Source organism: Endozoicomonas sp. (genome assembly GCF_031844845.1).
Classification (GTDB): domain Bacteria; phylum Pseudomonadota; class Gammaproteobacteria; order Pseudomonadales; family Endozoicomonadaceae; genus Endozoicomonas.
This window is the reverse complement of record NZ_JAVRMB020000007.1, coordinates 23121-39428: the sequence shown is the minus strand read 5'-3', so window position 1 is coordinate 39428 and position 16308 is coordinate 23121. Positions and strand designations below refer to the sequence as shown.

The 16308-nt window shown below is 46.3% G+C and carries 8 protein-coding genes; 1 reads left to right on the top strand and 7 read right to left on the bottom strand.

What is annotated here, in order from left to right:
• Positions 1-72: 72 nt before the first annotated feature.
• The 5 genes from hflX to mutL form a co-directional block, all read right to left on the bottom strand.
• Positions 73-1365, bottom strand: coding sequence for a ribosome rescue GTPase HflX (gene hflX / locus RM811_RS00330; RefSeq protein WP_402519549.1), 1293 nt, complete (start codon positions 1363-1365; stop codon positions 73-75).
• 195 nt (positions 1366-1560) lie between these two features.
• Positions 1561-1830 (bottom strand): RNA chaperone Hfq, encoded by a 270-nt coding sequence (gene hfq / locus RM811_RS00325; RefSeq protein ID WP_402519546.1) that lies wholly within the window; start codon positions 1828-1830, stop codon positions 1561-1563.
• A gap of 229 nt (positions 1831-2059) precedes the next feature.
• Positions 2060-3010 (bottom strand): tRNA (adenosine(37)-N6)-dimethylallyltransferase MiaA, encoded by a 951-nt coding sequence (gene miaA, locus RM811_RS00320; RefSeq protein ID WP_402519543.1) that lies wholly within the window; start codon positions 3008-3010, stop codon positions 2060-2062.
• Positions 3011-3104: 94 nt separating this feature from the next.
• On the bottom strand, positions 3105-8291 hold the full coding sequence (locus tag RM811_RS00315) for a hypothetical protein (protein WP_402519540.1): 5187 nt from the start codon (positions 8289-8291) through the stop codon (positions 3105-3107).
• 145 nt (positions 8292-8436) lie between these two features.
• Entirely contained in the window at positions 8437-10389 is a 1953-nt protein-coding gene (mutL, locus tag RM811_RS00310) for a DNA mismatch repair endonuclease MutL (RefSeq protein ID WP_402519537.1), read from the bottom strand.
• A 588-nt stretch (positions 10390-10977) separates the two neighbouring features.
• Here mutL and RM811_RS00305 point away from each other — a divergent pair.
• Positions 10978-14319, top strand: coding sequence for a hypothetical protein (locus RM811_RS00305; protein WP_402519534.1), 3342 nt, complete (start codon positions 10978-10980; stop codon positions 14317-14319).
• Between the two features lie 31 nt (positions 14320-14350).
• On the opposite strand, the gene RM811_RS00300 is transcribed toward RM811_RS00305, so the two are convergent.
• Together RM811_RS00300 and tsaE are read right to left on the bottom strand one after the other, a co-directional pair.
• Positions 14351-15829, bottom strand: coding sequence for an N-acetylmuramoyl-L-alanine amidase (locus RM811_RS00300; RefSeq protein WP_402519533.1), 1479 nt, complete (start codon positions 15827-15829; stop codon positions 14351-14353).
• Complete coding sequence (tsaE, locus tag RM811_RS00295; RefSeq protein ID WP_402519530.1) at positions 15826-16305, bottom strand: tRNA (adenosine(37)-N6)-threonylcarbamoyltransferase complex ATPase subunit type 1 TsaE; 480 nt, start codon at positions 16303-16305, stop codon at positions 15826-15828. Before tsaE ends, RM811_RS00300 begins: the two co-directional genes overlap by 4 nt.
• Positions 16306-16308 lie beyond the last annotated feature (3 nt).

The following is a 16308-nucleotide window of genomic DNA, read 5'->3' as shown; positions in this document are numbered from 1 at the left end:
CAAAATTCGTCCATCATTCATGATGAAATATCCGGCTCAGCCATGAACGTTTCTGATACGGGAAAAGACGAGTCAGACCGAGACACTAAAGCAACTACCAGCCAGATCTTCCTGCTTGGAAATCCGATCAAAGTCGGGTTTTGGCAACCGGATATCAAGAACGATTTCACCACTGTCAGAGTAGGCTTCCGATTGAATAGCCCCAAGCCTGAATAGACGAGCCCGGATATGCCCTTGAGCGGGCTTAAGGGTTAACTGCCCTTGTAGCATATCATCAGAAAGCAGCTCTTTGATGGCTTCCTGCAGCAAGTCAATACCAGCACCCGTAACGGCTGAAACCCAGACCCGTACAGGGCGACCTTCATCATTACGCTGAATCTTTGGTTCTACCCCCTGCAGAAGGTCAATTTTGTTATAAACCTCCAGCTTCGGCACTTCATCCGCATTAATCTCTTTCAACACCGAATGAACCTGATTAATATTCTCAAGACGTTCCGGGTCATAACTGTCGATCACATGCAGAAGAAGATCTGACTGACGAGTCTCCTCCAGCGTTGCCCTGAACGCTTCAACCAGTTTGTGCGGAAGATGCCGGATAAACCCCACGGTATCAGCCAGCACGACAGGCCCGATATCAGGCAGCTCGATTCGCCGTAACGTTGGATCAAGGGTGGCAAACAACTGGTCAGCCACATAAACAACGGACTCGGTCACGCGATTAAAGAGCGTTGATTTGCCTGCATTGGTATAACCCACCAGAGAAACCTGAGACACCTCTGCTCGCTGTCTGGCACGCCTCCCCTGTTCCCGCTGCTTTCGTACTTTTTCAAGTCGCCTGAGAATACTTTTAATGCGCACTCTTAAAAGACGACGATCTGTTTCCAGCTGCGTTTCACCCGGCCCCCGGAGGCCGATCCCCCCTTTTTGACGTTCCAGATGAGTCCAGCCCCGCACCAGTCGGGTACTCATATGCTCCAACTGAGCCAGCTCAACCTGAAGCTTGCCTTCAAAGGTTCGTGCACGCTGAGCAAAGATATCCAGAATCAACCCGGTTCGATCAATGACCCTGCATTGCAGTTCTCTTTCAAGGTTACGTTCCTGACTTGGAGAAAGGGCGTGGTTAAACAGCACAACATCCACATCATGCAATACAACCAGTTGGCGAATTTCTTCTACTTTGCCGGAACCGACAAAGAAACGAGAATTGGGACGCTTACAGCCTGCAGTAATAAAGGCGGCAGACTCAACGCCAGCGGAGCGTACCAGCTCCATGAATTCCTGGGGGTCTTCCCGCTCTCGTTCATCATTCAATTCCAGATGAACCAGCACTGCGGTTTCACCACCCTCATGGCGGTCAAAAAACAAATAGATCTCCTAATCAGCCCTGAGCCATAAACAGCCCTGAGCCCATAAGCAAAGCCACGAACCGCGCTCAAAAAAAGCTGAGAACCAGCTCACAGAAACCTGAAATTAAAACAGCGCCACATGGCTCATTTTTAAAATTAAATAAAATAAACACCTAAAGGCGCCTTAAGCGCCTTCAAGTTGCATCAGACAGATTTACTCATGCTCATGCTCATGTTCATGTTCATGTTCAGGCTGATCAGTACCCTGCATTGGCAGACGAACCGGACGGCTTGGGACAACAGTAGATACAGCGTGCTTATAAACCATTTGGCTCACGGTATTCTTGAGCAGAATAACGAACTGATCGAAAGACTCAATCTGCCCCTGAAGCTTAATACCATTTACCAGATAAATAGAAACTGGCACGCGTTCTTTACGCAGCACATTCAGGTAAGGGTCTTGTAGAGAATGCCCTTTTGACATTTCTGTACTCCTTTTAATTCTCGAGTTATTGAATAGCCTTGTTTCACTTTGGGGAGGACTATCCGCTAGACCGGCTGTGCTAGTACTAATTGTTCAATATATGTACAGCCTATGAAATGCCGGTTCACATTAAGCTAACCCCACACCGCACTCAATAAGTAATACTAGCTACTCCCGTCAGTCCTGCAGGAACAATTACAGGTTCTAAAGTACCACAATAGACATCAATCTATTTGAGGGCGCTCCCCAAGACTTTCAAGGCATCACCAGGCAAGTTATCGGATAACGTATCAAGCCAGTGAATGTCAGGCCAGCTTCTGAGCCAGGTCAGCTGTCTTTTAGCAAGCTGTCGGGTTGCAATAATACCTCGTTCGACCATCTCATCGTAGCTTAGTTCCCCATCCAGCCAGGACCAGGCCTGACGATAACCCACAGACCGCATGGATGGCATGGCAACATTCAGGTCTCCCCGTTGATAAAGGCTTCTTGCCTCTTCCAGGAAACCATTCTCCAGCATCATCCTGAAACGCAGTGCAATACGTTCATGAAGTACCCCCCGATCTTCCGGAGCCACTGCCAGACTGGTCACACGATAGGGCAAACTCTGCTCTTCCTGCTCCCGGTGCCATTGAGACAGTGCTTTACCTGTCAGCTCATAGACTTCCAGGGCTCGCTGTAACCGTTGGGTGTCCGATGGTTTTATTCGCAGCGCGGCCTCTGGATCAACTTCCGCAAGCTGCTGATGTAAAAATGCCCAGCCATTTTCATGGGCACTGTCCAACAATCGCTGCCGAACCCCGGCATCCGCTGCAGGCATCGCCGCCATACCGTCCCTGAGCACCTTGAAGTACATCATCGTACCACCCACCAGCAGGGGAATACGCCCACGAGAAGTAATATCAGCCATCAACGACAATGCATCCTGTCGAAAATCTGCAGCTGAATAAGATTCCGCAGGATCGAGGATATCAATCAGGTGATGGGGCGCTTCCGCCAGCACCTCTGATTCTGGCTTGGCCGTTCCAATATCCATCCCCCGGTAGATCAGGGCCGAGTCCACACTGATAATCTCGAAAGGAAGCACTTTGCTGAGCGCAACCGCCAGGTCAGTTTTTCCGGAAGCGGTTGGCCCCATCAAAAACACAGCTGGAGGAAACAGCTTTTCCTTATGGATAGTCATAAGCACCAGACCATTAAAAAATCACATATTCTAAATCAAATACTTGGATTGTTACGAGTCAGAAGCGCCTTTTCCAAAAAATATTTTCAGAAGTCTACGCCAAAATGCATATTGCAATTGTACTTAATACTTCTGTTTCATTGCCAAAATCAATTTTACCTTTTAATGAATCACTTGCCATATCTCTAATAACCTTCCGAAACGCCTGTATGCTCTCCATATTCAGACCAGAACTGTCAACAAAACAAAAATACTGTAATAACTCAGAGTATTTGTATTTTTTCTTGCCTGTCTCTTGTGAAACATTTCGAATATGATGAGCCAACTTAGCCTCCGTAAAACCGTGATTCTTATCTTTAACTTCCTTCACCAATTCTTTTACAAGTTTGCCAGGCATGCGATTCTGATCTACCTTCATACTTCCATACTTATCTGGCCGTTTTTCCCTGCAGCTTATTTCTGCCACAAGACTTTCCAACATTTTTCGTCGTTGTTTTTTGGAAATAGCCCTGAAAAGAGTTAGCATTTTATCCCGCTCAAAAACTTGAGAATTCCAAACGAGTCCTTTACCTTCCCCCTCGTTGATCAACAATCTATGCCGACTCCTGGATTCGATAGAATTACTAAGAAACATCGCAAAATTTTTATGCGTTTCCGAAAGCCAGATCAATCTCTTCACATAAAGAATTAATTCAGTTTGAAAGAAATCGGACTTCAGATGACTTTCACTCAATCTTGTAAACATATCCTGAAGTCTATTAAGATTCTGAACCGGCCACTCATTTTCGGCTTCTAACTTAAAATGATAAATTAATTTCTCAGCCGGTGACATTCCCTCTAATTTGATCTGCTCGCACCAGTGATAAAGCCATTGCTGAATGGACCTGGATTGTGCTTTCAGCATCTCCCACTCTTCCTCCTTTTGCCCTGCCATTTCATTCATTTTACTGACCACCTGACGAACTGCCAACTCTCCGATATTTACGATCAATCCCGTCAATAACCTTCCAGGAGAATCAGGCATCCGTCTGGCAAATTCCATTAATAAATCTTTATTCGGAAAATACTCTTTTTCCACCAGGGAAGCGGTTTGCAGCCAGTAGAGAATAAAGGGAACCTCAGGATCATCGGACGTTAATGCTTCCTTAATTTTTTCAATTCCTTCCACTTCATCCTGATGCCCACCGATTCCAGTACAAAGTGCAACGCCCTGGTACAGTATTCTCTGACTATCCGACCAGATACAGGGGAGATGAATATAAAAGCAACACTGAACGTCAATAAGAGAATCCCTGATGGCTAAATACTCAGCAGACAGAACACGACAGCTCTGAACGGAAGCTGCGCCTGAAGATTTTTTAGCGACTGTTTGCTCATTCTTATTTGCCAGAGCCTTATCTTTCAGGACATCTTGTTTTTGATGAAGCACCCAATCCACCAATCGACATTGAGCCTGATTTCTACCTGTTTCCGCCTCCGGAATCAGAACCCCCGGGGTTATAATAATATTTTCATCATCACACCATGCCAGCATCATACCCAAATAATCCAATTTATATTTTTCAGACAGCCAGCAAGCATCTTTGATACGCCCGACTTCCACCAGCTTTAAACCTATTATTTCCAGTTGAGGCCTCTTAAATAAATTTAATTTTTTATTATTTTGCAGGTCCATAAATACTTGCTGATCAGCCCGCTCTGCTATTAGCAATGAATGAAAATAATATTCTTTGGATTCTTTATCAAACTTGACTACCTGATTCAAATATTCATCCGCTAATAACACACCGCTCTCATACCCCATCCATAATAGTTCAGATTGAATCTCAGGCATCTGTCTATGTTCAGATATTGATTTGAATACCTGTTCAGTGCAACCCCCCTCAACCGACAGCCTCATGCACTCAGCCAAATCCGCGACATCTGAAGTGGCTTCATCGTCCTCAGCCATTTGGTTAAACACTGCCCCCACCATTGCATCCTTAGCAAATCCGGTATTTTTGAAAATCGGAAGGCTGGCACGAAAAAGGCGGGAAATATCACAATTATCAGTTGTTCTTTTCACTAACTCTTTTGTCATCTGAAAGCTATTACCACTTATGGCAATAGAAACCTGTGATAAAAAACCAACTTTTGACTCCTCAAAAAATCTGGCAAGTACCTTTCCGCCTCTCAGGGCCATATCCGCCAGCAGGCGGTAATATTGTAATTCAGTCCTGATGATGCCTGTGTATGTGTTCCTCGGAGGCCGGTTGAGATTATTTCTCATTGACTCAAGCAGATTTAATATCATATTAAATTCAAGGTTTATATTTCCCCTAAAGTAACGTTGAAGCCCGGAAGCAATGATTGAGATGGAATTACAATACTCAGGTTTCGGATGTTTAAATCGCGCAAGAGAAATTTCCGCTAACGCCAAGTTATCAATTGAATCATCCGGTAATGAGCCTGCAATTTTTTCAACCTGCTCCATAAACTTTTCATCACTATCAATACGTCTTAGCTGACTTAAAAGATGGTGTTCTGTAAAACTTTTAAAATGGTCAAATAGCAGCTCACTTTCCGTTGGCAAACCTGTGACCTTTGAACTTTCTCCAAATGCTTTACCTGCCTGCTGAGGAGTCTGCATGGATTCCCCATACAAACTTTGAACAGTTACATGATCAGGATAATCAAGAAGACACTTTTCAGAATCGATATTGTATTCATTAACCTGATCTGATTCATACAGGTCTGCTTTTAATCTTTCAAGAGACTCAAGAACATTACTTAACCGACCCATTTCAATACTGTGTTTCATAGTAACCGCCAGGCCTTCATGCCAGCTAGACAATTCCTGGCACTGTTTTTCAAGAACACCAGCCATTATCATTTTAATTCTGTATGCGATTTTCAAACAACCATCAAACAAAGTAACTATACGTTCCTGGCCTAAGCAGAATTTAGACTCATTAATAAAACCAATTAAAAACTCGAACAGGTCAACATGAAAAGCCAAATCATTGTTGACATTTATTCTTTCCAAAAGTAACACCAGCTGTTTATATTTATAACTATCTCCTAATGGGTAACTTTCCTGAACAGCCAGCTTTAACAAAAGCCTGCTATCTTCACTAAGCACTTTTTTAACTACCATATAATCAGCCGGAAGCTCATATTCAGAAACATCCTTTATTTTTTGCTCACCCCAAATTTCCTGCCGAGAATAACCGCGAAGCATTTTTATGACTGACAAACTCTGAAGGAATTCCTTACAATCTTTTTTGCTCAAATCAAACAACTCGAGAGTTGCAGGAATAAATAATGGGTGATCTTTTGATTCATCAGAAAAAGCGTGATACCGATATGATTTCCGGATAAATTCAGCAAGACTTAACCCGTGAACAAAAGGCAGAAATCCAATCCCCCCATCAGATTTCCGCAAAAACAAATTAACGAGATCTGAAAACCCTTGATTTTCTGTTGGCAAAAAGCTTAATACTATCGACCAGTATACTGTTTTAATACTATCCTGTTTAAAAGCATCATCTATCTGGATGAGAGAAAAAGGTCTATTCATTATCACCTGAAAAGCATCTCTGAATATACCGATGACAGGATCTCTGGAAAAAACAAACTCATTCATTGTGTTAAGAAAAGCCTTGGAAGGACTCATCATTTCCTCTGAACCTGACTTCCTCCAGTTGTCTATAGTAAAGAAATACTTGGATTCATCATATAATTTATCGGCGACCACATCAGGATGACCGTAAATAATTGAGACAATTTTCGCCTTTTTTTTTGCCTTAGAAACATCTCTATCCTTTCTAAAGCCATCCATCTCATCCAGTACATATGAACACATAACCATTCTATGTGCCAGATCCCGTGGTAGTAAGAAGCAAGAACTATTTATCAGTCGATATACTATATTGAACTGACCTTTGGAATATTTTTCTTTGCATTCAGGGTCTAAGAAGTAGTCTAAACAAATATCAAATGCCGATGGCATCATGTCAACCATCAGGCCTCCTAACTTTTTAGAAAACCCTTCCACATTTTCCTTGCCATCGGAAAAATGATAACGACACAACCAATAGTCGTGAATAGCTTTCAGAACCGGTATTTTTGACAGCTCATTAATGAATTCCAATGCCCTTTCTGGATCAACCACACCAATACTTTTCTCAAAAAAAAGCATTGGCACCAGTGCCTTCACTTCAGGACGTTCATCCATTATCAACTTATTGGCCAGCTTATCACGAGTATTTACATCCTCCTTATCAATCACTTCCATTAACCAGTATATTATCTGTTCATAATCAGGCAGTGCCTTATTTTCTGCCGATACTTTTCTCCGGGGAAGCGTGGACATGAGCGTTAGTGCTTCACGAAGAGAAAAGAGCTGGTATTCCAGTACATCTTTCTTATCTCCAATTATCCGACAAAATAGCATCTCTTTAATCAGCAGCCTTTTGGCATTCTCGCACCCCGCATCTGCCGCTTTATAGTAACAAAAAAGCTGAAGATGACGAGACTCCGGAATAACCTTACCAACACGGCCTGCATTTTTTGCCACCGCATGCAGAAATCCCAAGTATTCAGTAATATCCTTAATCGTTGTCATAAATGACAATTGATAATTCGGCGAACCAGACTTCAGACACTCATCCAAGTGATATAAGCCAAACTGCACCCATAATAATTTTACGTAACGTTTAATATTCGCTGGGCAATCTGTACCTTCTAACGCTTCAAACAGTTCCTGACATTCTCTGGTAACATCCAGAAGCATTTTTTCACGGTCGCAAGAAGTATCATTAGTAGAAACTGATTCCCAGTGTTCAGCCTGATTTATTATCTCTAAAGATAAAAGTTTTTTACACAGCTGAAATTCCATTTTGCGAAGATCTTTTTTTGAGTATGTCGGACAATTATTAAAAATTTTCTGCCAATCATTCCCCGAGGTTCCGCTGGAGTTAACATCATCTCTCGAACATTGTCTCTGCTTAGCTGCTTCAGTTCGATCGCTGGCTGCTTCATCAGATGCGTCAACAATGAGGTTCCCGGTATTAATGTAAACAGAGCCGTTCCCGGGGCTTTCGAGGCCAGTTGTCCGCTCTCCTGTATCGACTTTTTCAATCTTATAATTATCTGCCTGCTTGTCAGGTGACCTTTTCGGCTCTTTACGGTTAACTATTAAGCCATCTACAGTCTGTCCCACAACCGGTGCCTTGCCGGGCGTCGATAACTGATCAATTGTGTCAGGTATTCCAGATAATGAACGACCAGTACCCTCCAAAATATAACTCCTTCCGGTTATTTTTTATATTTTCGGGTCAGGCCGGTTAAATCACGATCAACCGGTTCAACCGTCAAATGGGAAAGGGTAAAGGTAGTAGATGCTGAACAGGCTGGTTAAAAAATACTGACAACTGCGTGCTATTTCATCGTCCCCTCAAGAAAAGCTTATCCAGTTGATCCATGGTGAGCATGGTCCAGGTGGGACGGCCGTGGTTACATTGCCCACTGCGCTCAGTCTGCTCCATATCCCGCAACAGGGCATTCATCTCTTCGATGGACAACTTGCGATTAGCCCGAACAGAGCCATGACAGGCCATGGTGCCCAGTATTTCATTGATATGGGCTTCAATTCGATCACTGGTTCCATGCTGCATCAGATCTGAAAGCACATCTCTCAACAGCTTTTCTACATCAGCATTCTGCAGCATAACCGGTATCTGGCGCACCAACAGGGTTTCCGGCCCCATTCGTTCCAGTGTTAAGCCAAGGCGCGAAAAATAGTCACTGTGTTCTTCCGCACAATCTGCCTCTCGCTCACTGACCGATACGGATTTAGGCACCAGCAGAGGTTGGGCTCGAACCCCCTGCTCCTGATAAGACAGTTTCATGCGCTCATAGGTAATCCGCTCATGGGCTGCATGCATATCCACCAGAATCATGCCCCGATCATTTTCCGAAAGAATATAAACCCCCTTCAGTTGAGCAATGGCATAACCCAGTGGTGGTGTCAGTGATTCATTCTCCGGGAGATTCTCAGGAAGCACCTGTGCAGAAAATGGCACAGCAGTCTCCTGAACGGTTTCGCCACCCACGGCCATCGCCATACTTTCACTGACCGGTTCTGCTGATGTTGCGTAGAGCTGGCTATAGGCTTCTATCTGTCGTTTAACCTGTCCCGGTGATGGCGTTTCCGGCAAAGAAGGTCGGCGATCACTGTAGCCGGAACCCGAGCTACCACCAGAATAACTTCCAGAGTTTGTCGGTGCAGCGGAGAGCCGGATGTTTTCCTGCCCCTGAAACTCACCGGCATCAATGCCGGAAGCCAGAGGTTGTGCCGGACTGGTCAGCGTCGCAGGAGGAAGCTGATCTTCCGGGCGAACTGCTCCAAGCGCACGATTCAGCGTACTGTATAGAAAGTTATGAACTGTTCTGCCATCTCGAAAACGGACTTCATGCTTGGTTGGATGAACATTCACATCCACCAGGGCAGGATCAAGTTCCAAATAGAGAACAAACGTCGGATGCCGTCCACTAAACAGCACATCACGGTAAGCCTGACGAACCGCATGGCCCACCAGTTTGTCTCGAACCACCCGGCCATTGACAAAGAAATACTGCAGGTCGGCACTGCTTCTGGAAAAGGTCGGTAATCCCACCCAGCCAAACAGTTTCAGGCCAGACGCTTCCACATCAATAATCACCGCATTTTCAATAAACTTTGGGCCACACAGGGCAGCGACTCTTCGATCTTTCTCTGCCTGGGTTAATGCCGGGCGCAGCTGATGGATGCTGCGCTGGTTGTGGCGAAGTACAAAGCCCACATCAAATCTGGACAACGCAAGCCGTTTAACGACTTCCTCAAGATGGGAAAACTCAGTTTTTTCAGTACGCAGGAATTTACGCCGGGCCGGGGTATTAAAGAACAGGTCTTTAACTTCAATGGTGGTGCCAATGGGATGGGGAGACGGCATCACCTGAACGTCCATATCCCGGCCTTCGACTCTGGCCAGCCAGCCTGAATCCTGACCTTCGACATTAGACGTCAGTGTAAGTCTTGAAACAGAGCTGATGGAAGCCAGTGCCTCACCACGAAAGCCCAGTGTGACCACCCCTTCCAGATCTTCAAGTTCGGAAATTTTACTGGTTGCATGACGGGAAAGGGCCATAGCCAGCTCATCTTTCGGGATTCCGTGACCATCATCACGGATACGAATCAGTTTGACGCCACCATTTTCCACTTCAACCGTCAGCCGCTTTGCACCGGCATCAATGCTGTTTTCCAGAAGTTCCTTCACGGCAGAAGCAGGACGTTCCACCACCTCACCGGCAGCAATCTGGTTAGCCAGTCGATTATCGAGGAGGCGGATGGGTTTCATAGCGTCTTTATTCTCAGTTGCTGAGGTCTTTTATAACCAGAATTTATCGGAAAAAGTAATGGCCGGGTAGCAAAAGCATGTTAGTAACTTGCCAGAATACCAGATGCTTGACAGAGCCATAAGTATTACAGTCAGGAATCCCACTTATTTCCTTTCCGGGCCTGGATCCAATAGAACACAAGCCCGCTTAGGAATTGTCCTTAAATAATTTCGACATTTTGAACTCGGTCTCCGTTCATCCTGAGCGGAGTCGAAGGATGACTGGCACGATACATAAGGCCGGAGGCACGCCCTTCGACAGGCTCTGGACGAACGGAGTTTAGAGGCTCAGAAATGTGGAAGTTATTCAGGGACTATTCCTTACCTCATACAGACAATAATAATGGTGATGTTCAGGCCCGCTTAAACGAAACGTCAGTATAGGAGAAACGGCAAATAAACTCCGACCCCATTGGGCTAACTGCTTTTAACTTGATAAATACACAATCTCCACCACAATACTCACCAGCATTCACCAACCATTTATTAAGCAAAAAAAAAAACGATAAACAGCTTTTAAATGATATGCCTACAAAGGTTTTCTTTAAAATGGTAGCAATATCGTCTGACAATCAACCATCAACTAAACAACAAACGTCATATAATCCCGGCGACAAAGGCAGAAATTTTTCAAAAAGCAACATCCCGAACCCTGAAAACAAAATACCCGGACCGGACCTAAATGCAACTTTCCGGGACAATCATAAGGAACCCCCTCCCCTCTCAGAAAGAATCATCCGGATTATTGATCATGGCTTGATGGGATGGGGAAAAATGACACCCTGCAATTTCGGCAGAACAGTATACAGGGTTCTTGAAGAATCACTGGCCACTGGCGTCCACAATTACGGGGTAACCGTGAACCATGCTGCTGCCACAATAACCGGTGCCGTGGGCTCTGCCCGGATAAGAGGCATAGATCCATGTTCTTTGCAAAATATAGGCATAACCAGCATACACCAGGCACCCGGGATAGTTTCCGCTGCCTGTGGCGAAGCATCGAACAATGCCAGCATTGCCAAAAACATAGCCTTCGCGGGCAATATTGCCGTTATCTTATATTCCCTTTACCCCGCCATTACCAGTGGTGACCCTCACTTCGCCACCAGCGTACTGACAGGGCTTTTAGCAAGCTATGGCGCTCACAGTCAGGTACACCATCATTTACATGAACTCTGCAAAAAACTGCCACAGCAATATCAGCCATTCCTCGAACCCTGGCTCCAGGCTTTTGGGCAAATTGGCGTCACTGCAAGCATGCCTGGCAACCCGGTCAAAGCGGCTGATCAACGCCCGACAATGAATACTGAAACAGCAGAACAGGCAGTTCCTTTCTCCACCCGGCTCCGCTTTACAGAACCTACAGAACCCGGCTCCCATTGTGATCAATCTGCCGGCATCGCCCCCAACAGGGGCTGGAGTTTTTTTCAACCGACAGCCGCAGCGGCAGCAGAAATACGTCATTATCTCTGGCGGGAAGTCAGTGCTTTTATGGCCGGAAATGCCGGGGCAACCTGCAGTAATGACAGGTGCCCCAAACCGGATAGCCATAATGTGACCACCTTTCCTGAAACACGGACGGCTGGATGGCTGGTTGCTGGCAAACCGGGGACGCAAAAACAGCAAACAGAGTGCCTTCGCTACCAGTCCTGTGCACCTGATGTAAGAAAGTTATCCGATAGCCCCTTTATCAGCATCAGCGAGACTGGAGACTTTGTACCTGCCATGGGGGTCTTGCAATGTGTACGTTCACTCAATAGCACCGGTAACAGCACTACTCAACATTCCCCAATAGAACAACTGGCCGGACAATCGTTCAATGGTACGGCCAGTAATAATCCTGCGAATTTCACCTGCCGGGAGCCCGTCACTTCTCCCACCCTTAACGCCGTGACGATGCCTGTGACACCGACAAACCGGATCCTGGCCATCACATTCTGTGAACAGCAGAAGGACTCAAAGGTCTATCTGTTTACTTATGACACTGAAACAAAAAACATGGCGATTGATATCGGCTTAAAAGGATTTACCCTCCATGATCAGGGGAACCCCATGGATATATTGACCGAGCGAATACGTGATACAGCCAATATGAATGCTCCCCGGAATGATACCGGTAAAAAAGCGTCTGCAACACTGGATAAAGGAAATCTTCGCCAGAAGCGGCAGTCCATTGGTTCACCTGCTTCAAACTCATCCACTGTTCGCTTTTCACCTGGCAATAGTACTGTTAGCGGTAAGGTTGAGGTGTTCCACAACGGTACATGGGGTCACATTGATTCCGGTGGTATCAGTAACCTTGAGGCTGGCATCATCTGCAGGCAAATGCAGTATCCCGCAGATCACGCGGTGGTAATTAATGATGATTCCCTGAACAGCACTGGCACTAATCTCAACATCATTATGGGCGACGTACACTGTCGCGGAAGTGAAAAGAAAATCCAGGATTGTCAGTATAAAGAGCCGGACGAACAAAACGGTAATCTGAATAACAATAAAGCGGTAGCTGTACGCTGCCAGCCTATTGGAATGAACCTTGGCTCTGTTAGACAAACGGGTATGATTACGTTTGTACCCGATCTACTTTTGAATGGTACAAGGGCAACCTTCCCACATGGTAGCATTGACAATAAAGGGGTCAGCGTACTCTGCCACGAACTCGGGCTCATCAGAGGCGGCAAAGTTTCAAGCCTCAACTGCTACCACTCGTGGGAGCATATGAGTGTTCAGGAAACCTTTCAATGCACCGGAGACGAAGAAAGCATTCTGGACTGTCCTAAAACTGAACTGACGCCCCATCAACGTCATGATCAGTCAGACTGTCTGATGGTGGAATGCCCCATCCAGGTTGATCTTCGGCTCCAGAAATGCAAAACAACGACTCCAGTCAAAAATGGCACGGCTGGCTGTCCGGAAGCGCGTATTATTTATCGCGAATGGGGAGCACTCCTCACTGGTACACCCAATGACAATGAAGCCAGCGTACTTTGCTACGCTTTGGGATACCCAAGAGACGGTGCCAGATTTGTCAACGCGCAATATCATGACAATCTCAACACAACCACCTATACAACAAGTCTTTCTGGCTGTAATGGTAGCGAAAAAGACATTACGGCCTGTAACCTTGTAATCTATGATGGATTCTCTGACCCCGGATATATTCAGGCAATCAACTGTCCCCCGGGCGTTCAGGTTTCAAAGGAATGCGGAGCAGGGCCCGATAATCAGTTTCTGGTAATGTGGTATGGCAACAGATGGCTATATATTGAAGGTAACGGCTTTGACAATAACGCCGCCAGTGCCGTCTGTCGTGGAATGGGCCTTTCCGGGGAGGGAGCAATTGCGCTACAACAAAACCTGTCATTTCCAGTCGTTAACTTCCTGGGCTGGCAGTATCTTCAGTGCCTCGGTAACGAAACCCACTTTTTGGATTGCGAACTCATCGGGCCGCAGATACATAATGGTATGAATATTAGCGCCGTCATGGTTATTTGCGAAAATCAGCGTATGAATAGCACGGTTACCGGGGCAACCTGCCAGATCACCACAACTCCCGCCCCCTCTACCACTCAGCCAGCCTCACCAATCCGGACAGAGACAACAACTCCGGATTCAATGCCAAACGATGACAACACAGTAATTGTAATATGCTCCCTGGCTGGATTGACAGGATTGACAGGATTGACATGCATCCCCTGCTGCCTTAATGCCAGAAAACTAAGAGAGCTGGACCCTGATTCATCCCCCTGCCAGTTCCTCGTCAACACCATAGGTATTACACGCAAGACACCCCTTTATTTTTATACTCGATACGAACACCTTACTGAAAGCACAGATGGGCTCGACACAGACGATAATCCAGACCAGTTATTTATGACGACAGCAGTGTAAACGCAGAGCTATGGTAACAGCCTGTTCCGGATTAATTTGGAATCACCAGTATCTGGCCAACACGAATATTATTAGCGCTGGATAGCCGATTAACACGCTTAAGGTCATTCATGTTGATATCAAACTGATTGGCGATCTCAGATAACGTATCCCCAGCCTTGATCTGATACCGTGAAGGCCGGGTAACAAGTGTACCCTCATGTTTCCACTTGGCAATGTGCGTATCCGGCGGAGGTTTTTGATAGAACCAGCTTGTTGCCCCGCTGAAGATCGCCTTCGCCATGGCTTTCTGATGACTGCGGCTCTTCAACTTTCTGGCCTCTTCCGGATTGGTGATAAATCCGGTTTCCACCAGAATCGAGGGAATATCCGGCGACTTCAGCACCATAAAGCCCGCCTGTTCGACGTTCTTTTTATGGAGTCGGTTGACTCCCCCCATATTGCCAAGCACCTTGTTGCCCACTTCAAGACTGGAAGAGAGTGTTGAGGTCATGGACAGGTCCAGCAAAACTCCCGCCAGAACATCATCTTTATCATTCAGGGAAATACCGCCCTCCCCGCCAATCTGGTCTGCTGCATTCTCCTTTTGCGCCAGCCAGCGGGCGGTTTCCGAGGTAGCACCTCTACGTGACAGGGCATACACGGAAGCTCCTCTGGCACGTCGATCCTTAAAACCATCCGCATGAATAGAGATAAACAGATCGGCGTTATTCTCTCTGGCAATCTGGGTACGGCGACGCAGGTCAACATAGTAGTCGCCAGTCCGCACCAGCACTGGTTTAAACCCTTTTGTACGATTCAATAATGCCGCCAGTTCTTTGGCAATCGCCAGCGTTACGTGCTTCTCATAACCACCGCCATAAGCAATGGCTCCCGGGTCTTCACCACCATGGCCGGCATCAATCGCCACCACAATATTCCGAAAACCAACGGGTTTCTGTTTTACCACCGGCTTTGGTTTTCTGCCCTCATCATCAAACAGGTCAACCACCAGACGGTGACCATAAGTGGCATTAGGCTTTAACAGAAAGCTTTCACTGGCCACTTTTTCGCTGAGGTCCAGTACAATACGCAGGTCATTCTGATTGCGGGAACCATGCCGGATTTTTTGAATCGGCGTCCCTTTCAGCTGCAAGCCATTGAACGAACCGCTGAGCCTTGCGCCATCGACATCAATAACCAGTCGGCTGGGATTACTCAGATGGAACTTGTTATGTTCAACCGCGTCGGAAACATCAAACACCAGTCGTGTTTTATCCGGCGAGCGCCAGAGCCTGACATTTTTAATCAGTTTATAGACTGCTTCAGCGACCTGAACCTTGAGGACCGACAGTCCCACCATCAGAATACCCAGCTGTTTTACCAGACGCCTTCTGCCATCTGCAAAAGCCGGTTCGACAACCCCTTTTTTTACCCGCCCTTCCTGAGAGAGTATGGAGGTTTTCTTACCAGTCATTTTTGCTGATAATGCTGTCAGAATTCGGTGAACAGTCCCTGTTCTCTGGCTCATCCACCCTCCTGCAGCGATCTGATTTTATTCAGCGCTTTTTTCCCTGCTTCAGTACCAGCGATGATTGTCGCTTTCCTTCCAGGTAAGTCGTAGTCAAAAGTAATATCCAGATCGGCTTCCGGCAACTCTCCCTGCCCACGGGACGGCCATTCAACCAGACAAAGTGCCACCTCATTGAAATAGTCCCGGCCACCGATAAATTCCAATTCTTCCGGATCGGCAAGACGATAGAGATCAAAGTGATAGACCTTGTGGCCATTCACCTCATAAGGCTCGACCAGTGTATAGGTTGGGCTTTTCACGGCGCCCTGGTGCCCAAGATATCTAAGTACACCTCGACTGAATGTGGTTTTACCCGCCCCCAGGTCACCATGCAGAAAGACAATACCCTTGCCTCCCAGGGCTTCTGCCAGATATCCCCCCAGCGCCACCATGGCTTCTTCATTTTCTATCAGCAGTTCATATCTGCCTTGCATAAG

What these genes read in the sequence shown, in the direction of transcription:
- mutL (WP_402519537.1), bottom strand. Translation starts at nt 10,389, where the DNA reads ATGAAACCCATCCGCCTCCTCGATAATCGACTGGCTAACCAGATTGCT.
- miaA (WP_402519543.1), bottom strand. Translation starts at nt 3,010, where the DNA reads ATGACTATCCATAAGGAAAAGCTGTTTCCTCCAGCTGTGTTTTTGATG.
- RM811_RS00300 (WP_402519533.1), bottom strand. Translation starts at nt 15,829, where the DNA reads ATGAGCCAGAGAACAGGGACTGTTCACCGAATTCTGACAGCATTATCA.
- RM811_RS00305 (WP_402519534.1), top strand. Translation starts at nt 10,978, where the DNA reads ATGGTAGCAATATCGTCTGACAATCAACCATCAACTAAACAACAAACG.
- hfq (WP_402519546.1), bottom strand. Translation starts at nt 1,830, where the DNA reads ATGTCAAAAGGGCATTCTCTACAAGACCCTTACCTGAATGTGCTGCGT.
- tsaE (WP_402519530.1), bottom strand. Translation starts at nt 16,305, where the DNA reads ATGCAAGGCAGATATGAACTGCTGATAGAAAATGAAGAAGCCATGGTG.